This window comes from Mesorhizobium sp. YR577, assembly GCF_900116595.1.
In the GTDB taxonomy this organism is placed as follows: Bacteria; Pseudomonadota; Alphaproteobacteria; order Rhizobiales; family Rhizobiaceae; genus Mesorhizobium_M.
Genome location: NZ_FPBI01000021.1, coordinates 34056 through 56065 on the forward strand (window position 1 = coordinate 34056; position 22010 = coordinate 56065).

A 22010-nucleotide genomic window follows, 5' to 3' on the forward strand; every position below is an offset into this window, starting at 1 on the left:
CTCAGCCCAGGGTGTTTGCTGCCCAGCCTGGGGCAATGTGCGGGAATTCCGGTTGCGGTTCGCGCTCGTGGAGTAGCCGGAGCACGCGCGGCGGCGTCAGCGGCAACTGCCGCACCGGTTTGCCTGTGGCGCGTGCCACCGCGCAAGCGATCGCTGCACCTACAGCCAGGATCGGCACCTCGCCCGCGCCTTTGGTACCGAGCGGCCCCATCGACGGCGCGCCCTCGTAGAGGTCGGCGTCGACCGGAATTACGTCCGGGGCCAGCGGCAGGCGATAGGTCTCGAAGTCGTCCTGCGCGATGCGTCCGTCAGCGGTGATCGTCACCTCCTCGTGCAAGGCGTAGCCCAGCCCTTGCACGACGCCACCCTGTATCTGGCCCATGATGGCACGTGGGTTGAGCGCGCGGCCGACATCCTGCACGACGCGATAGGCAAGGACCTCAACATGGCCGGTGTCGGGATCGACTGCCACCTCCGCCTCGTGAACCACGAAGACCGGAATATCGAGTGCGTCGATGAAATGACCCATGGCGCAGCCGGACATGGCCGGAGTGTTCTTGGCCGTGAACGCTCCGCTGCCGGATATTGGACCGGTGGTGGCCTGCGCGTGGGCGACGACGGCGGGGATCGCCACGCCGGAGCCCGGGCGTCCTGAAATTTCAACCCGTCCTTCGCGCAGCACCAGGTCGTCCGGCCGGATTTGCAGCATCTCGCCGGCGCTCCGCAGCAGCTTCTCGCGGACCTCGGCGCAGGCGGCTACACTGGCGGCGCCAATGGATACGGTGGTGCGGCCACCGCCAACGCCGACATCTAGGCCGGCGGCGTCGGTATCGGCCTCGCGCACAATCACCTGGTCGGGCGTCAGGCCGAGCTGTCCGGCCACGATCTGCGGCAGGGACTGCATCATCGTGCCCGAGCCGATCTCGACACCTGACGTCACCAAGGTCGCGCTGCCGTCGGCGTTCAGGTTGACCGTCGCGGCCGACGGCCCAACGAAGACGAACCAGGTGCCGACAGTCGTGGCAATTCCGTAGAGCCGACCGTCGGCCTTTGCCTCCGAGGTGCCGGTGTTTGCCCGTAACGTCACCATGCGGTCAAGCATCGGACCCAGCACGTCGGCCTCGAAGACCTGGCCGGTGGGACCGAGATCGCCGTCCCTCAGAACGTTTTTCTTGCGGAATTCAATCGGATCGATGTCGAGCGTATCGCAGATTTCGTCGGTATGCCGCTCCAGCGCGAAGGTGTTGTAGACGCCGTTGCATGCGCGAAAAGCACCATTGGGCGGCGTGTTGGTGTATACGGCGCGGCTGACGAGCCGGATTGCGCCAACCCTGTAGTTGCCGCCCAGCGTGTGCGCGGTCATCGTGGTCAGAAAGACCTGCTCGCCGCCATAGGCACCGCAATCCATCAAGACGACCGCCTCGCGTCCGACGATTTCTCCCTCTGCGGTGACGGCCGAACGGATACGGATTTCCGCATTCTCGCGGCACAGGCAGGTGGCCATTTCTTCCTGCCGGCTGTTTTCCAGGACCACCGTGCGCCCCGTCATCCGCGCCAGAAGTGCGGTGATAGGCTCGATGGAGGCATCGAATTTCAAGCCGAAGCCGCCGCCGACGGGCGGCACCGTGACCCGCACGCGCCCGGGCGGCAGCTGCATCACCCTTCCGGTGACGTTGCGGACCGTCCAGGGCACTTGCGTTGAGGTCTGGATGTGGGCGCGTCCGTCTTCCCAGGAGCCGATGGCAACGCGCGGCTCGAAGGGGACATGACTCTGCCGGCCGACGGTGAAGCTGCTCTCGACGATGCGGACATCGGGACGGGCGAAGGCAGCGTCGACATCGCCGCGGCTGGACTTGGCTTCCCAGGCGATGTTGCCGGCGCGCGCGCTTCCTTCGGTGATTATCTCATAGCTATGCCAGTCTTCATGAACGAGCCGCGCGCCCGGCTGGAGCGCTTCGGCCATGGTGAAGACCGGTGCAAGCGGTTCGATCTCCAGCACGATCGCCGCAAGGGCCGCTCGCGCCTGCGCCTCTGTCTCTGCTGCGACGACCGCGATGGGTTCGCCGTGATAGCGGATCGTGTCGATGGCAAAGAGCGGATGGTCGGCAATGCCGATGCCGTAGAGCCCGGGCGCGTCGGCTCCAGTCGCTACTGCACGGACACCGGGACAGTCGTGTGCCGCTGACACGTCGAGCCGCCGGATACGTCCTGCCGGCACCGTCGAGCGCAAAAGCACGGCATGCAGCATGTCGGGGCGAATCCGGTCATTGGTGTATTTCGTCCGCCCGCGCAGCTTGTCCTGCGCGTCGCGGCGGGGAAGATTCATTATCGTGGCGGACAGCTCAGACATTCATGCTCCCTGCCGTCTCAGTGGTTTGCCGATGTGTATCGAGGCAGTCGACGACGGTGTCGACGATCCGCTCGTAACCGGTGCAGCGGCAGATATTGCCGACCATGGCGGATTTGATTTCAGCACGGCACGCTCCCGGATTGTCGCGCATGAAGGCTGACAGGCTCATGACCATTCCCGGAAAACACATACCGCATTGCACGGCATCCGCCGCCTCGAACGCGGCCTGAAGCGGATGGAGTGCTTCCTGGCCGGAGCTCAATCCTTCGATGGTGGTTACCTCGCATCCGTGCAGGAGGCCGACCGGCTTCAGGCAAGAAGGGACGGCCTCACCATCGACATGGACCGTGCAGGCGCCGCAGAAGCCTTCGCGGCATACGGCCTTCGTGCCAGTCAGGAAGTGTTCCTGCCGCAATATGTCGACAAGCGGGGTCATCGGATCGTCGCGAAAGCGATAGTCTTCGTCATTCAGCCGGAATGTCACCGTCATGCCAGACCCTCCGTCTTGAGAAATGCCGCCAAGCCGCGCTTGACCAAGGCTGGAAGAACCTGACGCCGATACCAACCCTCAGCTTCCGTGCTGTCGCGGCCGTGAAAGTCGTTGTGTTCTGCTGCCAGCTCAGTGACGCGCTCCGGATTGAGCGCGAACCCACCCGGTTCTGCAGCCAATGCTTCCTCCAAGGCGGTCCAGCGCCGCGCTATCGGCTCCACAGAACCGACCGCGATACGAAACCGTTTGTCTTTGTCCACAGCGATGGAGACGATCGCTACGGGATAATCGCCGGCCATGCGAAGCGGCAGGCGGATATGTGCGCTCGCGATCAGGTCGCGGCGCAGGTGGACCTTCGTCAGGATCGCATCGGCCAGCAAAGTAGGCCGGTCTCTGAGGAAATCCGAAATGCCGATGAGCTTCGGGCCGTCGAAAGTCTCCATTTCCACCGTCGCTTCGCAGACAAGAAGGGCAGGGGCAAGGTCCGCGGCGGCAAAATCCAGGGTGCAGAGGTTGCCGCCAACGGTCGCAACTCTGCGGATGCCGGGATTGGCCGCACCGTCCGCCGCTCCAACCAGAGCCTCGAAGCCCGCCAGCCCTCGCAACGCACGACCAAGGACCGCGTGAGTCACCACAGCGCCGATAACGGTATGATCCGGATCGACTTCGACCTCGGACAAGGCCGGAATTCGGTGAAGTGCGACGACCGCCTCGGGAAGATCGACCCCGCGAAGGGGGTCACGCATCATCCATGTGCCGCCGGCAAGCACCGCTGCGCCTTGCCGGCGTGCGACCAACGCCTCGTCAATGCTGCTGGCCACGGTGAACGACCGTTCCACGCTTTGCGCCATTTGTCTTTACCCCTCGGAAACTGCCATCTTTTTGTGGCGCTGCAGCATTGATGCTCCAGCTTTTGGCTCCTGTGAAATAATAATTCTTGGAATATTATATCGAAAAAACAGATAGCTCTGATCGTGGCGAGCGCTCCCGGGATTCTGCGGCGCTCGCCTTTCTCCAGCAGGTCAGGCCCAGTGGGCGGCGCTGCGTTTCTCGAAGCTCTCGCGGAACTGCGCCGTGGTCTTGGGGAGGACTTCGCCCGTCTCCCAGTCGAGGATCACGGCATAGTGCCGAACCGCATCGAGCGTATTGATCTCGCCGGCCTGATATTTGCGCGCGACCTCGGCCGGATCCATTCGTGCCCGATCCTTGCGTGTGGCCCGAATGTCGGCGCGACAGGCTTCGGTCGCCGCCTCGTCGATTTCATATTGGCAAAGATCGCGGTCGATCTCGCGGATTACGACGCCATAGTCGGTCTTTGCGCGTTCCAAGGAAACGTAGTCGTCGATGACGTCCTCCTTCACCTTGGCGGGATCGCGCTCAAGCGGATCGCCGAAGCCGCCACCGCCGGCCGTCGGCCGCGCGAATTCATCGCCAGTACGGACGGCATGATCGGAAAACACCGAGCCGAGCCATGTCGCCGTGTCTTCTCCGGCTCGCTTCAGCGTCAGGCCGTGTGGCATGGAAGGCAGGCCGCCTTCGACGCCCCAGACCACGGCGCGCTCGCGGTCGCAGATGTAGGACATGACGGCATTTTCCGCTTCGAGCAGCACGGAGGTCTTCTGCACGCCGACGCCGCCGCGCCATTTGCCGGGGCCGGCCGAATCCTGCTTGATCTGGAACTCGGTGGTCCGCGTCGGGTTCACCCGCTCGTTGCCTTCATTCGGTTGGGACATGAGGCCCGTGCCGAAGCAGGCGGTGGTGACATCCGCGCCATCCTTGCCGTTGCGCCCACCCCAGCCGCCGGGCAGCCACTCGTAGAACATGAAGATCGGCTTGTCGGGTTTGCGTGCATCGCGGCCGCCCGCGAGCAGATATTCGAGATTGAATGCGCAGGCGATGGCGCGTTCGGGCATGATCTTGGACCACATTTCGAAAATCGCGTTCATGATCTTCTCGAACGGCATCAGGAACCCGGTCACCGCCACCGGCCATTCCGCGCTAACCACGCTGTTCTTCGGCGCGGTCACCTCGATCATGCGATAAAACCCGCTGTTGAGCGGAAGGTCCGGGAAGAAGGTCTTCATGCCGGCGACCACGGCCGAGAAGGTCGCGCCCGGCGCGGAATTGTACATCGAGGCAATCGTCGAATGGCTTCCGGTGAAGTCGTAATGGATCGTGTCGCCCTTGATCGTCATTTTGATGCGGATTGGGATCATTCCTTCGCCGGCGCCGAGATCCCGGTCGATGTAGTCGACCGTCTCCCAGGTGCCGTCGGGCAATTCGGCGAGACGCTTTCGTACGGCACGTTCGACGTAATCCTGCACCTCCTCCATGCCACGCGTTACCTGGTCACGCCCGTATTTCTTGACGAGCCTCAGAAGTTCGCGTTCGGCCGCCTGCGTTGCCTGCGCTTGGGAATGGATGTCGCCGATGATCGATGCCGGATCGCGCGTATTGGCAGCGATCATATTTGCTACGTCCGAGCAGAAGCGGCCGCGTTGAAAAAGGCGTATCGGTGTGATCCGCAGGCCTTCACGGAACATGTCGCGCGCCGTAACGTCGAAGGAACCAGGCACGGAGCCGCCGAGATCCGACCAGTGACCGTTCGACTGTGAAAAGCCGATCAGTCTGTCTTCGTCGAAAATCGGCCGGACGAGGCGAACGTCGTTGAAATGCGTGCCGCCGGCATAGGGATCGTTGATGGCATAGACGTCGCCGGGCGCCATGTCGCCCTCGAAGACGCGGATCACGTCCTTGCAGGTGTTGTGCAGCGTGCCGACATGGACCGCGATGTCGTAATTGCCCTGGGCGACCGAATTTCCGTCGGCATCGTGAAGGGCGTTTGAAAAGTCACGATTGTAGATGACGAAGGAATAGCAGGTGCGCAACATCTGCTCGGCCATCTGATCGACGGTGGTGATGAAGGAGTTCTTCAAAACCTCGAAGGTTACAGGATCGAGGCTGGCGGCGGGTTCAACCATCTTTGTCATGTCTCAGCCTTTCGTTCCGATGAGGATGTTGAGGAAACCATCAACGGTCGCGCTCATCCCCGGTGGAACCACTGTGGTGGAATCGAACTGTTCGACGATTGCGGGGCCGGCAAAGGCCGCGCCGGCAGTCAACCGCTCGCGCTCGTAGACCGCGGCGTCATGGGAAATGCCGTCGAACCAGACACTACGGCGTCCAACCGGTTCGGCCTTGTGCGGTGAGACGTCGTATTTCGGTATCTCGGCTTTAGGAACAATGCCAACCGCCTTCACGGCGATACGGAAGATGGAGACGGGCGCTTCTTCGCGACGGTAGTTGAATTCGCGCTCGTGCTCATTGTGGAATGCCTCGATCATCGAGCACATGCTGTGGATCTGCGATGGCGCGGAGACGGCAAGCGAGCGCCACTGGCCCTGATACATCATCTCGACCGTGCGCTGCAGCGCCATGTCTTCTGGCGCCACACCCTCATGGGCAAGGCGCTCGATGGCCTGTTCCTCCATACGGGCGAAGGCTGTCTGCATCTCGGCAGGCGAGACGGTTGAAGCGTCGGCCATGAAGCTTTCCGAGAAATCGTGCTGCACGTCGACGAGAAGGCAACCGAGCGCGGAGGTGACGCCCGGGTTGAGCGGAACGATCACGATCGGTATCGATAGTTCCTTGGCAACCGCGGCGCCATGCAGGGCGCCGGCACCGCCAAAGGCGACGAGCGCGAAGTCGCGCGGATCATAGCCGCGGCTGATGGAAAGCAACCGGACGGCATTGGCCATGTTGGCGTTGGCCACCGCGACGATCGCCTCGGCGGCCTTGTGCAGTTCCATGCCGAAGGGGGTTGCCACGGTCTCCCGCACCGCCTCGGCGGCGAGGGCAGGGTCAAGCGTGATCTTGCCACCGGCAAGGCTCGTGCCGAGACGGCCGAGCATGACGTTCGCATCGGTGTTCGTCGCCGTGGGGTTGCCGTTCTTGTAACAGGCGGGGCCGGGATAAGCACCAGCGGACTGCGGTCCGTTGCGCAAGCTGCCGCCTTCGTCCTGCCAGGCGAGCGACCCGCCGCCCGCACCGATCGTCAGCACCTCGATGGAGGGGAAGCGGATCGGATAGCCGTACTCGATGTACCAGTCCTTCGTAATACGCGATTCGCCGTTCCAGGCGAGCGAGACGTCGGTACTGGTGCCGCCCATGTCGAAGCCGATCGAATTGGGAAAGCCGCAGAGATTGCCGATGAAGCGGCTGGCGATCGCGCCGGCAGCAATGCCCGACCCGGCAAGGCGGGCTGAGAAGTCCTTGACGCTTGCGGGTGTCATGACGCCGCCGCCCGAATGCAGCAGTAAAAGGTCGCGCTTGTAGCCTGCGGCGGCAAGCTTTTCGCCCAACCGCGAGACGTAGTCGACGACGACCGGCGCGCAGACGGCGTTCGCCATGGTGGTGGAAAAGCGTTCGTGTTCGAAAATTTCCGGCAGCACCTCGGACGAGATCGAGACCGGCACGTCCGGCATGATCTCTTTGAGGATATCGCGCATGCGGCGCTCATTGGCGCCGTTGACGTAGGAGTTCATGAAGCAGACGGCGATGGACTTGACCTCGCGCTTCTTCAGCACCTCGCCAACACGACGGGCGTCCGCCTCGTTCAGCGCCTCCAGAATTGTCCCTTCCGCATCGATCCGTTCCCGAACCGTCAGCCGGTCGCGGCGAGGGATGTAAGGCTTGGCGACGTCCTTGTAGGTGTCCCAGAGGTCTTCCTTGTTGGCGCGGCGGATCTCGACGACGTCTCGAAACCCCTCGGTGCAGACCATGGCGGTGCGCGGCAGGCGGCGGGTGATCAGCGCGTTGGTCGCGACAGTGGTGCCATGCGAGAACATGGTCACCTCCGACAGGTCAATGCGGCCTTGTTCCACGCCGTTCATGATCGCCTGCATTGGATCGTCAGGCGTGGATGCGGTCTTTTCGATGCGGATCGCGCCGCTGTCTTCGTCCATGATGCAGATGTCGGTGAAGGTCCCCCCGACGTCTACGGCAACTCTGGTTCTGCTCATAACGGTTCCTTCGCAGGCTTGAATGTTTCGGGCATGACCCGTCAGTCGCCGCCCCGCGGGAGCGGCGTTACGAAAAATCAGTCGGGAAAGCGGCTAGGCCGCCGCGCGCTTCAGTGCCGTCCGCGGAGGGTCGATGCGTGTCCTGCCCGGACGGCTGCCTCGCGACGGGTATCGGTGGGCGAGCAGCCGAACCGCGCCCGGTAGTGCTTGCAGAATTGCGACTGGTCGGCAAACCCCCAGCGATAGGCGATCTCGGCGATGCTGCTGGTATTGGTCAGCAGCATCAGTTCCTCCGCGCAGCGGTCGAGGCGATGGTCGCGGATAAAGCCGTTGATCGATTTGTTGCTATCCTGGAAAAGCCCCTGCAAATAGCGCAGGGAAATGCCGCAGGCATCAGCCACGGCCTGCGGTCCGAGATCGAAACTCTTCAGGTTATCGCGAATATGCTGCTCGGCGCGGTGCAGATGGCCGGCCCGGATCGGCGAGATGCTGCTGTCGAGCACGCGGTCGTCGCTAACGATAGACAGGCACAACATTTCCAGGATGTGCCTGCCTGCCATCTCGCGTGCTGCTTCGCCGACATTGTCGGCATGGCCGATTGTAGTGCGGACCGTATCGATGAAGAGTGCGGCCACACCTTGTGTGGCATCGAAGCTGAGGGCGCTGAGCCGTTCGGCCGATCCGATCCGCGCGCGGACGCTCGACGATGGCACCTTGAGAACCCACAGCGCGTTCGGCTTGCCGTGCCAGAATTCGTAAGGGGCATCGCCGCGCTCGAGGAGGAACCCGCCCGGCGCGCATTTCACGGTGCGCGACCCCTGCGAGAAATTCACCTCCGACATTTCCGGAATGGTGATGAGAAGACTGGCGTCGCGCTCGTTGAGGAAATGGCGGCGGTGACGGCGATAGCTGACGGCATTGCAGCGCATCTTCGAAACACTGACAGGCCCCAGCGAAAAGATTTCCAACGTACCGGAAAATTCCCGACGATTTTGATAATCCGTGTCGAGCGGAAAATAGGCTTCGGTTACTGCGGCCTGCCAGGCGTCTCCGCCCGTGGGGCCGCCGATCGTATCGACGACGTATTTCATTCCCCGACCTTTCTGTTTGGCCCCCGGTTTTCCCGGTGTTTTTTGCAGAGTACAGGAAATCGGCGATACGTATTGTTCAAAAACGAATAAACTTATGTTGCTGCAGCCTTCACGAAGCTTTGTCTCAGGCAACGTAAAAGCGTGCGACAGCGCTCCAACTTTCATCAAGCTGTCCTAGGTGGTTAGTCCCGGCATTTGATGGTGCATTATTCGGCCAGGAATGGAAGGATGTGCTATGGGCCAGATTTTACACGGGGAGCGCCCGCACGACAGAGGCAGTCCGTCGAGCGATACAACATAGTCAAGAGAGCCTGAGGGTTCTGGCGAAGCGTTACGGGATCAACCAGAAGACTGTCGCGAAGTGGAAGCGACGCACAGCGGTGAAGGACCTGCCGACTGGTCCGAAAGACGTGCGCTCGACGACGCTTTCAATCGAAGAGGAGGCGATCATCGTTGCCTTCCGCCGACACACACTGCTGCCGCTTGATGACTGCCTCTACGCTCTGCAGGCTACGATCCCGTATTTGACCCGCTCGTCCCTGCATCGCTGCCTACAACGGCATGAGATCAGCCGATTGCCTGAAGTGACGGGCGACAAGGAACCAAAGAGGAAGTTCAAGACCTACCCGATCGGATACTTCCACATCGACATCGCCGAAGTGCGCACGGCCGAAGGCAAACTCTATCTTTACGTGGCGATCGATCGGACCAGCAAGTTCGCCTTCGTCCAGTTGGTCACCAAAACGGGCAGGACATCAGCGTCCGCTTTTCTGGTCGGGCCGTTTGGGGGCTGCAAGAGGCAGGCTGATGGGGGGAGTGGGCGTGAACGGGAGTATCGAATCATGAAATCACCTGGAAACCCGGTGCGGCTGAAGCAGTTCCAGGTCAATGAGAGACGCCGACAACTGCTGCGGCTGGACGTGATGATCGCTGACTTCGATCGCATGGCTGGAGAACTGGAGTTCCAGATCAACGCCGAGGAAGTGAAGGCCGGTATCACCGCCATCAATCATTTTGCCTATCCGACTTTCGCCAAGGCCGCACGCCTGCGCCGCGACAACCTCAAAAACTCGCAATCCGACCTTTTTCAGCAGAGAGCCGCAGCCGAATCATTACTCGGCGAAGCTGAAGCGGAGCTTTCCAGGGCAGAAATGCTTGAATCGCGCGACAGCAAGAACCGCGAGATCGGAAGCGGCAGCCGCAGCGCCGTGATTGGTTGAGAAGGCGCTCAGCTTGTCACTGAACGGCAACCCTGATTTCATGACAAAGGGCGGCAGTTTATGGAGGGCAGCGGAGTTGCCCAAGCTGACGTTTTACTGCCCGGTAACAGGATATGTTGTCCCGACAGGCGTCTGCATGAACGCCAGGACATTCGCCAACCTGGAAATTGAGGGCGGTATCGTCGCCTGTCCGCATTGCGGGAACAATCACAACTGGGACAAAAAAGATATCATCATCCCACTCGACAACGATACAAGCAACGGACGTTGAAGGTATCGCTGCGGTGTCAGCCTCGGGTATTTTCGCCCTGTAGGACTTGCAAAAAAGGCTGAGTACGCAACCGCCCTTCCCAGAAGAACGTCCTCGACAATAAAAGTGGACTATACCCTTCGCGCTCTGCTTCCAAACAGCGCGCCGATCCGGGAGGGTGGACGCGGAAGCAATTGCCTGACCCGCCACTCAAGCATTGCTTAAGCGGCATGCCGCCGCGCCCGCACCGCCATTACTGCATGTTGCGACGCAGCAAAAATGACGAATTGTTGCCGGCGGAAACCGTCTCAGCACAGGTTTTCGCTTCAATTTTGATCAGAACAATTCCCACAGCGGCAATCTGAGGGCACCGTGTCGAGGCTTGCGGCATGTTGCGATCCATACGACGATGGATGGTTCGCTTATCCAGGGATTACCTTCAATGCGCAGCAAGCTTTTCCTCCAGGCGGCATTGAATGGCGTTCGGATCCACCCGTCAACGCCACGCACGCCGGTGCAGATTGCCGCTGAAGCCCGATCGGCCGTGGCTGCGGTGTCGGTGCACCTTCATCCCTACGATGCCGATGGACGGGAAACCTTCGACGCCGTGACTGCGCCGAAACGATCAGAGCCGTACGCACGGCCTGCCCGATATCCCCATATCGCTCTGCATATCCGCCGCCATCGAGAGGAATGTGGACCGGCGCTTTCGCAGTAGCGCCGCCTGGTTCGAGATGCCTGATCTGGTGTCGGTGATCCAGGGGGAAGACGGCATTCTGGATATCTGCGAACTGCTTCTCGATCGAGGGGTCGGCATCGAGGCCGGAGTGCTGAGTATTGAGGGCACGCAACGCTTTATTGCGTCTGGGCTGCTGTCCCGCACCCGGCGGGTACTGATCGAACCGCTTGACGCCGACCCGGATAATGCTGTCCAGCACGCCGACGCAATGGAACGCATAGTGGCTGGTGCCGGCATTGCGCTTCAACAAGTGCACCATGGCCCGCATGTCTTGGGCGGTCAATCGTCGCGCCGCTGCCAGAGGGCATGGGATCAGGACCGGCTGGAAGACACGCCGGCGTTGCCTGATGGACGGCTTGCGGGAGGCAATGGCGATCTCGTCACGGCGGCAGCGGCGATCATCGCACAAGCCGAACGTAACTGAGGATGATATCCAGCTTGGCGCGCCGCCGGCTTGCCAGGGGACAGTGGATTTCGAAAAGAACGATCCCGTATCTTGGATAGGGAGTGCTGAACTTGGAATCAGAGCCCGCCATGGGACGATCTGCCCCGTGACTGCCAGGCATTTGAAGGAAGCACTGGCAATGGCACCCAATGGCGCGCCGAAGTCGTGGTTTTGCGGCTGAACACGCCGGGCGGCCTCATCGATAGCACACGCGATCGCTGATGTGGTCGCCTCTCCTGTTCTGGTCGTCGGTTACGTTGTTGCTTCCGGATGTCACGCGTCCCGATCAGGTTGCATAATTTGCAACGTGGAATTTGAGTGCTGGAGAGACAGTCGTTGCAACTGTCAATAGCAGGGCTTGTAAACTCTCTGATTGATCAATTAGTTGCCGGTATGGCGCGGACTTCGGACCTTGATTCGGTTTTGATCGAAATGATCGTGCAGGGTGCAGCCTATCCGACAACCAGCTTCGACTCGATAGTTGATCTGGCTGCCACTGGATCTGGTGGACGGCTGTTGTTCAACATGCGAGTTGACAGTCATGCTGATGTTCGCCGCGTTGCGGCCATTGCCAGCACCTCAGGGGGCGGCGTGACGCTGCTGCTTCTGGATTTTACCAGCATGTCGGTTGAGGTTTGCGAGGCGAGCACGGAGCTATATCCTTTGGTGATCTCAATCGCCCGATGGGCCAACCAACCGCTGAACGCGCAGGTCAGCACCAGTTGCGAACCTACCTTGCTGAAGCTGCTGGAGGCTCATCATCCCACGAAACCTAGTCATACCAAAGGTTACCTTTGTCGATGACGAAATCGGTATTATTTCGGAGGCGGTTTGATATTGCGGGCTGCAGACAAAATATAGTGCTGCCTAGATCGGGGAGGCACGGGCCTCTCCAGTCTATCCGCTTTCACCATTCTGCCTTCAATGCAAAATTGCGTACAGCGTAATCAGAGGCTATCTAGCTTTCGACGGTGATGTCACGTTATTGTCGGCTTAGCCACCAACCGTTAAGCCGACAATAACGTGACATCACCCTTTCAACTATTCCATCGTTCTTAGCACTGCCTGGGTGCGGCTTTTGACGCCGAGCTTGGAGAAAAGATTCTTGGTATGGGATTTGACTGTATTGAGATTGATATCGAGCTTACGAGCGATCTCGCTGTTGGAAAGGCCCCATCGCAACAGTTCCAGTACTTCCTCTTCCCGCTGCGTCAGGGCATTTGAGACAAGATCCGATGAGCCCACGCTCCGACGATTCGCCAAAGGTGGAGTTAACTTCGTGCGTGAAATATCGAGATAGGCGTTTAGCGTGTTGCCGAGTGTCGGATGCTGCGGCGCCAACCCTGCATTGCGGCCATCTTTCAACTGCGCGATCAGACGCGCGACCTGCAGGGCGCTTAGCGTGCGGCTCTCCTGGCTTGCCCTGGCCTCGACAGCATATAATTTTTCGAGAGCCGGGCCCCGTTGCCCGGTCTCCAACATCGCCCGTGCCTCAACGATACGAAACGCATCCCAGATCTGCCAGGCAGAGGGCGGAAAACGCCGCTTGGCCTCCGTCAAGTGCAGCGATAGTCGTTCCCACTCGCGCAACCCCTCGGCCGGATTGCCGAGCCGGAAGCCGCGATTGGCCCGTTCAATGGCAAGCTGGAATTCAAGCCTAAAATCCTCGGTTTCGTACGCACGCCGGCTGGCCCGCACCAGCACATTCGTTGCCTCATCCGACCGGCCGGTCGCGTCGTAAACGCGGGCAAGACCGATCGTGGCGATCTGGATGCGTTCGCAGAGACCCGATACGTCGGTGGCATTTTCGGCCGGCATGGCCCTTAGCCAGAGTTGTTCGGCCTCATCGAACTTGCCTCGATCGAAGGCGATCACCCCCAGAAGCACGGAGGGTAGCGCGACCATGTAGGAATGTTCTCCGAAATTGCCGCGCGCGATGCGCAGCGCTTCTTCCGCCACGCTCTCCGCTTCATGCATCAGGCCACGTGCAATATAGCACATGGCAGCGATGGAGCGGGAATGGAGGCCGCCCCAATGGACTGCTATCTCGTCATAGATGCCCTTTGCCTTCCAGGTCAGTTTTTCGGCAAGCTCAAGGTTGCCGGACTGCAGGGCGAGGTAGCTGTGGATGGAATCGAGATCCACCTGGCCGAAGGCGAGTTGGTCAAGCTCGCGGCCGTCGAGCGCGTCGATATGGGCAAGGCCGCCTGTCAGATCGCCACCATAAGCCCCGATCAAGGTACGCATCAGATGCAGGCGGCCTTCGACGTCGAGGCCGGTTTCGCGGGCAATGACCGACATTCGGCTTGTCTTGTCGGAAGCGAGCGTCTCGATGGTGCGAAGTGTCTGTTCGGCCTGCAGGAAGCGTCGCATATTTATGGAGCGCCAGACCTGGAGGAAGAGCAGCAGAGGCCGTTCCTCGCGCGCGTCGCGCGGCAGTTGCTGCATCCAGCGGGAAAAGACCTCGAACCGCCCGTGGCTCAGATAGTCGAAGAGGCAGTAGCTCTCGATCATCTCTGCCGCCCAGCCGGGCCGGCGCGCAAGGAAGGCGTGCCGCACGGCATCCATTGGCGATCCGCTCTGGATGAACCACCGGGCGGCGCGCGAATGCAGCTCAGTCAGGTCGGTGCCTGTTTCGGATTGAAGACGAGCCTGCAGGAACTCCTGGAACAGGTGGTGATATTTGTACCATCGTTGCGTTCCCGGCAGGGCAACCACGAACAGCTGGGCTTCTTCGAGGAAGGACAGAATCTCGTTGCCGTCGTGGCGCCCCGTCACGCCATCGCAGAGGTCGGCGTTCAAAGCGTCGAGGATCGAAGTCATGGTGAGAAAACGATAGACTTTTTCCGGCAGGCCGAGGATCACTTCTTCCAGGAAATATTCCACGAAGGCACGATGACTGCCCGTTGGCGGCGTGGCGGCAAATGCGCCTGGCGTTCGGCCAAGGACCAGTGAGGCGAGACGGAGACCCGCTGCCCAGCCTTCAGTATAATTGTGCATCTTGCGGCTTTCTTCGGAGGTTAGCGACACACCTGCCGACGCCTGGAAAAAAGCCTCTGTCTCACTCTCGTCGAAAAACAGCTCCTCCACAGGGACTTCGAGAATCTCGCCGCTGACACGCCGGCGGCCGATCGGGATCGAGGGACGGTTGCGGCTCGCCAGCACAATAGTCATATTCGGGATCCGAGCCGCCAGAATGAGATTGATCGTTTCGCCGCCGTCACCACCTTCCGCCAGATGATAATCATCGACGAACAGCGCGAACGGTGCAGTGGCCGCGCATCGCGCGACCATTGCCACGAGTCGAGCCAGGACATCCGGCTCGTCGCGAGCCGGTAGAGAGGCGCCGATCTGGTTGAGGCTTGCCTCGACAGCGAGATTCAGCCCATCGGCAAAGGCGAGCGGATCGCGGTCGGCCTCGCTGGCGGAATACCAGACCGTTTTGGCGCCGGCCTCTACCAGGGATTCATGCCACTGCGCAAGCAGCGTGGTCTTGCCGGACCCTGCAGGCGCATGCACGAGGCAGAGCCGGTGTTGCTGCAGCAGGCCGGACAGTGTCGTCAGCCGAGGCCGGTTGATCACGCCCTGCGAAGCGCGTGGCGGCGAAATGTGGTGATTGATGAGGCTCGATTGCTGCGACAAAAGACATCCGAACATTCAACTGATCGCGATATGCGTATCACACTTAGGGGTGAGATGAAGTTATTTTTCCCCGTCACCCTTTAGGATCATGCCAAAAATTTGGGCGTGCCGTAGCTTTGAGCAAAGATCGAACGGGGACTTATGACATTGCAGCTCAGCGAATATCAAAACCATGACGCCACCGGACTGGCCGAACTCGTCGCCAAGGGCGAAGTGACGCCGGGTGAGTTGCTCGACACTGCGCTCGCGGGCGTCGAGGCAGTCAATGGCAAGCTGAACGCCGTGATCGCGACCTTCGAGGAAGAGGCTCGCCGTTTTATCGCCGAGGAGCTTGCCGACGGCCCGTTCAAGGGCGTTCCCTTTCTGCTCAAGGATTTGACGGCGCAGTATGGCGGCCAGCCCACCGGCGCCGGATGGCCACCGCGCTCAGCCGTCAAGCCCGCCAAAGATTCCGAGCTTGTCCATCGCTTCAAGAAGTCGGGCGTCGTGATCTTCGGCAAGACCGCCGTGCCGGAACTCGCCATGGACTGGACGACGCGGTCGCGCGCTCATGGCGTCACCAACAATCCATGGGACACGAACCGCACGGCAGGCACGTCGAGCGGCGGAACCGCGGCGACCGTCGCGGCCGGCGTGGTGCCGATGGCGCATGGCAACGATGGCGGCGGCTCGATCCGCGTGCCTTCGTCCGTCTGCGGCTGCTTCGGTCTGAAGCCGACCCGTGGTCGCAACCCGGTCGCCCCGTCGGGCAGCACCTGGCAGGGCATGCTGGTCGAGCATGTGCTCTCCCGCTCGGTACGCGATAGCGCCGCCATGCTGGACGCCACGCAGGGCCTGCATGTCGGCCAGTTTTTCAACAGCCCGCCCGGCGGTGATTTTGCAAGCGAAGTCGGCCGTGATCCCGGGAAACTGCGCATCGGCGTCTCGACCAGGGCGCCCTATGGTGCGGCGACCCATCGCGATTGCGTCAAGGCGGTCGAGGAGACAGTGAAGTTGCTCGAAGGTTTGGGCCATATCTGCGAGCCCTATGATATCGAGCTGCCGGAAGATGGCTGGAATGCGTTCGAAACCTTTATCCTGGTGGAATACGCGGCCGACATGCGGCTTGAGGAAGACGTCTTAGGACGCAAGCTGACGGCAGATGATTTTCCATCCATGCTGTGGGAAATGATCGATGCCGGCAACCGTATCTCGGCGGTTGACGTCAATGTCGCAACGACGCGCCTACACGCTGTCGCCTCTGTCGTCACCTCGACGTTCAACCGCTATGACGTCTTCCTGTCGCCGACGCTTGCGCAGCCGCCGCTTCCGCATGAGGCCTTTCCGCAGGCGACGTCCATGCGGGAGCACTACGAGTTCTACCTATCCTGGATGCCCTTCACGCATATCTTTAACGTCAACGGCTCACCGGCCATGTCGGTACCGCTCGTGTGGAACGAGAAAGGCTTGCCGATCGGCGTTCAGTTCGCCGCCGCTCCGGCCGCTGAAGGCCTGCTCTTTCGGCTCGCGTCGCAGCTCGAAGTGGCAAGACCATGGGAAGGCAAACGACCGCCGGTATCGATCGGCTAATATAGCATTCGCAGTCTAATCAATAAAAAGGGGAACATAGCACATGCAACAGGACCATCTCCGTAAATATACTCGCGGGCTACTGGCCGCCGCGTTCGGCGCCGGCGTAAGCCTCTCCGTCGCTGCCGCCGCAGACCTCACTGTCGCTCGCGCTGTCGACGCCGACAGTCTTGACCCAGACAAGACCAGCACGACCCAGTCGCTACAGATGACCAACCTTATTTTTGACACGATGCTGACCATGGACAAGGATGGCTCATTGCATCCGGGCCTGGCCGGCGAGTGGTCCGTTGCGGAGGATGGCAAGACCTATTCCTTCACCATCCGCGACGGAGTGAAGTGCCATGACGGCAGTACCTTCGACGCCGCCGGCGCCAAGGCGAGAGTTGATCGCGCTATCGATCCGGCCACCGTCAATCCCGACCGTTCGCTCTGGGGACCGATCACGGGCACGAGCGTGGAAGGCAAAGTGCTCAAGGTATCGCTGTCGGAACCTTACAGCCCGTTCTTGTCATTCCTGACTGGCATCCAGGCGGGCTTCGTCTGCCCATCCGCATTCGCTAACGCCGATTTCAAGCCGATCGGAACCGGCCCCTTCAAGTTCGTCAGCTGGACGCGCAACGATAGCCTCCAGCTTCAGGCCAATGCCGACTACAAGAACTTCAATCCGCTCATCGACAACCCGGGCAAGCCTCATATCGACAAGCTGACGTTCAAGGTAATTCCGGAAGCGGTTGCCCGCATGGCGGCGCTGCGTTCCGGAGAGGCCGATCTCGTCGAACCTTCGCTGGAGGAAACAGCAGATCTGAAGAGCGACAGCAATTTCAAGGTCTATGCCGCCGAACTGTCGGGCCAGCAGGTGCTTGCGGCCTTCTCCTGGAAGATCAAGCCGCTCGACAAGCCGGAAATTCGAAAGGCGATCGGGATGGCGATGAATCGCGATGCCTATGCCAACATCGCGTTCGAGGGGCTGGTCAACACTTCGAATTGCCCCGTCGCACCGAAGCTGTTCGCGACCGACCAGGAATTGTGCGCCACGTGGGGGGCAAAATACGATCCTGACGGCGCCAAGGCGATCATGGAGAAGGCCGGCTATACGGCCGACAATCCGCTGAAGATCAAGATAATAGCTCACAAATTGTCGGGCTGGGATCAGATGCATCAGATCATGCAGCAGGATTTGGCTGCTATCAACATCCAGGCAGAAATCGAAACGCGTGAGGTCGCATCCCACTTCGATCACATGACAAGCGAGAACAAGCGCACTGACGGAGAGCCGTTCGTCTGGACAATGGGCATGTCGGGCGTTGATCCGGATTACCTCAACTTCCTCTGGAAGCGCCCTGGCTTCGTCAACATGGGCCTGAATGAACAGGTCGACACCATGCTCGACGAGCAGCGCGGGCTGTCAGGTGACGCTCGCGCTGCCAAGATCCATGACATCGAAAAGTATCTGATGGAAAATGCCTACACAATCCCGCTACTATCGCCGGGCTGGAACTGGCTTATGGCATCGAGCGCAAAAGTCGACGGCTTCAAGCTGGGGTTCATGGTTTCCCTTCTGTTCAATGACGTGACCCTCAAGCAATAGTGGGTTTGCGACCGCCCTGTCGCCATAGACAGGGCGGCCATTGACCGGAAGGGTTCTGATGCTGTTTCTGATTTCAAAACGAGTTCTTGCCGCCTGCGCCACCGTCATAGCGGTGATTATACTGTCCGGCATGCTAATCCACTTGGTTCCGGGCGATCCCGTCACCGCCATGATGGCGCAGTCGGTCTCTGCGACACCGGAGGCAATGGCCGAAATGCGCGCTAAACTCGGCCTCGATCTTCCGGTTTGGCAGCAGGTGTTGCTCTATCTCGGCCAGGTGTTGCAAGGCGATCTCGGCACGACAATTCGCGGCAACGAATCTGTCGCCATGCTGCTCCTGCAGCGACTGCCCAACACTTTCGCGCTCGCCGTCTCGGGTCTCGGTGTGGCCCTGGCGATCGGCATCCCGCTCGGCTTTCTGGCGGCCGTCAATCGCGGCCGGATCGCCGATACCGCGATCATGGTCATAGCCGTCTTTGGCGTGTCGATCCCAGCCTTCTGGCTCGGTCTCATCATGATGCAGGTCTTTTCGCTTAAACTCGGCTGGCTGCCTGTCGCGGGATCGAGCTGGCGCAACATTATCCTGCCAGCCTTGACGCTCGGCCTGACCTATTGCGCGCTCGTTGCCCGCATGACCCGTTCGGCGCTGGTCGAGGTGCTCGCCGAAGACTATATCCGCACCGCTCGGGCCAAGGGACTGCGGGAGCATGAAGTGCTGCTGGTGCATGCGCTGAAGCCGGCGCTGATCAGCATCGTCACCGTGGTCGGTCTCGTCTTCGCCTATCTCCTCGGCGGCCAGGTGATCATCGAGAACGTCTTCTCCTGGAACGGTATCGGCCGCCTTGCGATCCAAGCTATGCTCGAGCGCGATTATCCGATGATTCAGGGCTTCATCGTTGTCTTCGCCATTTCGGTGGTCATCGTCTCGATGCTCATCGACATTGTTTACGGCTTTCTGGATCCGCGCATGAGGCAGAGATGACCAGCACGATACAGACCTCCGTACAGCGCCGGCCCCTGCCATTCAGCGTCATTCTTGGCCTCGGGCTTGCGATCGTCATCGTTGCAGCATCGCTGCTGTCTTCCTATCTCGTGCCCTTCGATCCTATGCGGATGGCGGCCGGGCCACGGCTTGCTGCACCCTCTGCCAAATATCTGTTCGGTACGGACGAGTTTGGCCGTGATCTTTTGAGCCGCGTCCTCATCGGCGGACGCTTGTCGCTCGGCATCGGCATCACAGCGGTGGTCAGCGGTCTCATGGTCGGCGGGCTCGTCGGGCTGGTCGCGGCCTTCTCCGGCCGAACCATCGAGGCAGTGTTGCTTCGGCTTATCGATGTACTTTACTCCTTTCCCGACACGCTGATCGCGCTGGCGCTCGTCGCCTTCCTGGGGCCGGGCATCGAGAACGCCACGCTTGCCATCGCCATCAGTCTCGTTCCATTTTATGCCCGCGTCACCTATGGGTTGGCGGCTGCGGAACGGGCCAAGCCCTATATTGAGGCAGCCCGGCTCGCGGGCATCGGGTCCGGTCGACTGGTCCGGGTGCATGTCATGCCGAATATCGGCCAAAGCCTCATCGTGATGGGAACGCTCGGGTTTTCCTCCGCCATCCTGTCGGCTGCTGGCCTATCCTTTCTCGGTCTCGGTGTTCAGCCACCATCGCCGGAATGGGGAGCGATCCTTGCCTCGGGTCGCAACTACATCACCAAGGCCCCTTGGATCCTGATCTTCCCAGGTGTCGCCATCTGCGTGACAGTGCTCTCCTTCAACCTGATCGGCGACAGCTTGCGGGACCTGGTCGATCCCCGTCGAAAGGGCCGGCCATGAGTGCTCCCTATCTCAGCGTCAGGAACCTGTCGGTCACGTTTCCGACCAGGACAGGCACCTTCCACGCGATCGACGACATCAGCTTCGACCTTGCCCGCGGTGAAATCCTCGCGCTCGTCGGCGAATCCGGTAGCGGCAAGAGCATGACCTCGCTCTCGATCATGCGCCTTCTTCCCGAGGCAGCCGAAATGAGCGGCCGCATTGAGATCGACGGTCGGGATATCTCCGCTCTTGGCCGGCGGCAGATCGAGAATGTGCGCGGAGCAAAGGTCGGTATGATCTTTCAGGAACCGATGACGTCGCTTAATCCGGTCCTGACGATCGCGCGCCAGATGACGGAGGGGCCGGTGCGCCACAACGGCGTCTCCCGCCGGGACGCGCTGGCTGCGGCACGCACCTGCCTGGAAGATGTGGGCATTGCGGAGCCTGACCGCGTGCTGGCGCAATACCCGCACCAACTCTCGGGCGGCATGCGCCAGCGTATCATGATCGCGGCATCACTTGCGCTGCGGCCTGGTATCCTTATCGCCGACGAACCGACGACGGCGCTCGACGTCACCGTGCAGTCGCAGGTGCTCGACCTGCTGGTTGACCTGAAGGCACGGCTTGGCTCGGGCATCCTGCTGATCACGCACGACATCGGTGTCGTTGCCGAGACCGCTGATCGTGTCGCCGTCATGCGCGGCGGGCGTATCCTCGAAACGGGGACGGTCGACGACGTGCTCGGCGCGCCCCAGCACGATTACACCAAAGAGCTGCTTGCCTCTCACCTGACGGTGGAAAAGGGACTGAAGCTGCGCGATGCGCAATTCGAGGGAGCGCGACCATGACGTCAAAACCTCTGCTGAAGGTCGAGGGCATGCGGAAGTCCTTTGTCGCCAACCGGCACTCGGTGCATGCGCTCAATGGCGTTTCCCTTGCCCTCGAACGGGGCGAGACGCTCGGGATCATCGGCGAGAGCGGGTCCGGCAAGTCGACGCTGGGTCGGATCGCCGTCGGGCTTGATACGCCGACTGCGGGGGAACTGCACATCGAAGGCACGCGCATCGATACGTTGTCGCCGTCTTTACGCCGCGAGAAACTGCGGCGATGCCAGATGATCTTTCAGGATCCCTATTCCTCGCTTAACCCGCGATTGACGGTCGGCCGGCAGATTGGCGAAGGGCTGTTCGCGCGGGGCGAAAGCGATTGGCGGGCCATCGATACGACGGTCGCCGATCTGCTCGAGCGGGTCGGGCTGAAGCGGGAGTTCGCGCAGCGCTATCCGCACGAATTCTCCGGTGGCCAGCGGCAGCGCATCGCCATCGCCCGGGCGCTGGCGCCCGATCCGCAAATCGTGGTCGCCGATGAGCCTGTCTCCGCGCTCGACGTCAGCATACAGGCACAGATTCTCGATCTCCTTGCCGAGCTGAAGAAGTACGGAGACCTTTCCTATATCTTCATTTCGCATGACATGGCCGTGGTCGCGCGCCTCTGCGATCGCATCGCGGTCATGCACCGCGGGCGGATTGTCGAATGCGGGCCTGTCAGGGCCGTTATCGAGAATCCGCGGCATCCATACACCCGGAACCTGCTCGATGCCGTGCCGCGCTTCGGTCGGCGGCGGACCGGGCAGAAACCGGTCATCATCCGTCTGCCGCAGCACAGCGATGGCGATAGCTTCATGACTGTGGGGGAGGGCCATACCGTACTTCAGGCTGCCGGCAGCTATTAGCCGGCAGCTATTAATTGATATGGGCATGTTCAGCACGGAGATAGCGTATGAAGCGCTTGGC

General features: G+C 60.9%; 17 protein-coding genes and 1 pseudogene. 11 read left to right on the forward strand and 7 right to left on the reverse strand.

Annotated elements, in window-relative coordinates; all coding sequences use genetic code 11:
- Position 1: 1 nt before the first annotated feature.
- From BM413_RS25005 to BM413_RS25030, 6 genes are all read right to left on the reverse strand, one after another.
- The gene (locus tag BM413_RS25005; RefSeq protein WP_091917575.1) at positions 2-2350 is read right to left on the reverse strand and encodes a xanthine dehydrogenase family protein molybdopterin-binding subunit; all 2349 of its coding nucleotides are present in this window, start codon (positions 2348-2350) and stop codon (positions 2-4) included.
- The gene (locus BM413_RS25010; RefSeq protein ID WP_091917576.1) at positions 2343-2840 is read right to left on the reverse strand and encodes a (2Fe-2S)-binding protein; all 498 of its coding nucleotides are present in this window, start codon (positions 2838-2840) and stop codon (positions 2343-2345) included. The genes BM413_RS25005 and BM413_RS25010 overlap by 8 nt, the downstream gene beginning before the upstream one ends.
- On the reverse strand, positions 2837-3691 hold the full coding sequence (locus BM413_RS25015; RefSeq protein ID WP_091917577.1) for an FAD binding domain-containing protein: 855 nt from the start codon (positions 3689-3691) through the stop codon (positions 2837-2839). The genes BM413_RS25010 and BM413_RS25015 overlap by 4 nt, the downstream gene beginning before the upstream one ends.
- A 171-nt stretch (positions 3692-3862) precedes the next feature.
- Complete coding sequence (locus BM413_RS25020) at positions 3863-5830, reverse strand: hydantoinase B/oxoprolinase family protein (RefSeq protein WP_091917578.1); 1968 nt, start codon at positions 5828-5830, stop codon at positions 3863-3865.
- Positions 5831-5833: 3 nt separating this feature from the next.
- Positions 5834-7861 carry a hydantoinase/oxoprolinase family protein gene (locus tag BM413_RS25025; RefSeq protein WP_091917579.1) on the reverse strand — a complete coding sequence of 676 codons (2028 nt, stop codon included), beginning with the start codon at positions 7859-7861 and terminating at the stop codon, positions 5834-5836.
- Between the two features lie 110 nt (positions 7862-7971).
- Positions 7972-9117, reverse strand: coding sequence for an AraC-like ligand-binding domain-containing protein (locus BM413_RS25030; protein ID WP_244538019.1), 1146 nt, complete (start codon positions 9115-9117; stop codon positions 7972-7974).
- A 70-nt stretch (positions 9118-9187) separates the two neighbouring features.
- Between BM413_RS25030 and BM413_RS25035 the strand changes: the two are divergent.
- From BM413_RS25035 to BM413_RS25050, 5 genes and pseudogenes are all read left to right on the forward strand, one after another.
- A pseudogene (locus tag BM413_RS25035) lies at positions 9188-9725 on the forward strand (IS481 family transposase); the annotation flags it as partial.
- A 69-nt stretch (positions 9726-9794) separates the two neighbouring features.
- Positions 9795-10172, forward strand: a complete 378-nt coding sequence (locus BM413_RS33250) for a flagellar export protein FliJ (protein WP_175544437.1) — start codon at positions 9795-9797, stop codon at positions 10170-10172.
- 13 nt (positions 10173-10185) lie between these two features.
- Positions 10186-10443: a hypothetical protein gene (locus BM413_RS25040; RefSeq protein ID WP_139238646.1), complete on the forward strand. Its 258-nt coding sequence runs from the start codon at positions 10186-10188 to the stop codon at positions 10441-10443.
- A 674-nt stretch (positions 10444-11117) separates the two neighbouring features.
- Positions 11118-11585, forward strand: coding sequence for a hypothetical protein (locus BM413_RS25045; protein WP_091917582.1), 468 nt, complete (start codon positions 11118-11120; stop codon positions 11583-11585).
- Between the two features lie 339 nt (positions 11586-11924).
- Positions 11925-12410, forward strand: a complete 486-nt coding sequence (locus BM413_RS25050; protein WP_139238647.1) for a hypothetical protein — start codon at positions 11925-11927, stop codon at positions 12408-12410.
- Positions 12411-12647: 237 nt separating this feature from the next.
- On the opposite strand, the gene BM413_RS25055 is transcribed toward BM413_RS25050, so the two are convergent.
- The gene (locus BM413_RS25055) at positions 12648-15248 is read right to left on the reverse strand and encodes a winged helix-turn-helix domain-containing protein (protein ID WP_175544431.1); all 2601 of its coding nucleotides are present in this window, start codon (positions 15246-15248) and stop codon (positions 12648-12650) included.
- Positions 15249-15389: 141 nt separating this feature from the next.
- On the opposite strand from BM413_RS25055, the gene BM413_RS25060 reads away from it, so the two are divergent.
- The 6 genes from BM413_RS25060 to BM413_RS25085 are packed head-to-tail and all read left to right on the forward strand — an operon-like array spanning position 15390 to position 21949.
- Positions 15390-16817 (forward strand): amidase, encoded by a 1428-nt coding sequence (locus BM413_RS25060; protein ID WP_244538020.1) that lies wholly within the window; start codon positions 15390-15392, stop codon positions 16815-16817.
- A gap of 43 nt (positions 16818-16860) precedes the next feature.
- A complete protein-coding gene (locus BM413_RS25065; protein WP_091917585.1) occupies positions 16861-18408 on the forward strand; it encodes an ABC transporter substrate-binding protein in 1548 nt (515 codons plus the stop codon).
- A 58-nt stretch (positions 18409-18466) separates the two neighbouring features.
- A complete protein-coding gene (locus BM413_RS25070; protein ID WP_091917586.1) occupies positions 18467-19390 on the forward strand; it encodes an ABC transporter permease in 924 nt (307 codons plus the stop codon).
- Complete coding sequence (locus BM413_RS25075; RefSeq protein ID WP_091917587.1) at positions 19387-20235, forward strand: ABC transporter permease; 849 nt, start codon at positions 19387-19389, stop codon at positions 20233-20235. Before BM413_RS25070 ends, BM413_RS25075 begins: the two co-directional genes overlap by 4 nt.
- The gene (locus BM413_RS25080; RefSeq protein WP_091917588.1) at positions 20232-21065 is read left to right on the forward strand and encodes an ABC transporter ATP-binding protein; all 834 of its coding nucleotides are present in this window, start codon (positions 20232-20234) and stop codon (positions 21063-21065) included. Before BM413_RS25075 ends, BM413_RS25080 begins: the two co-directional genes overlap by 4 nt.
- On the forward strand, positions 21062-21949 hold the full coding sequence (locus BM413_RS25085) for an ATP-binding cassette domain-containing protein (RefSeq protein ID WP_091917589.1): 888 nt from the start codon (positions 21062-21064) through the stop codon (positions 21947-21949). Before BM413_RS25080 ends, BM413_RS25085 begins: the two co-directional genes overlap by 4 nt.
- Positions 21950-22010 lie beyond the last annotated feature (61 nt).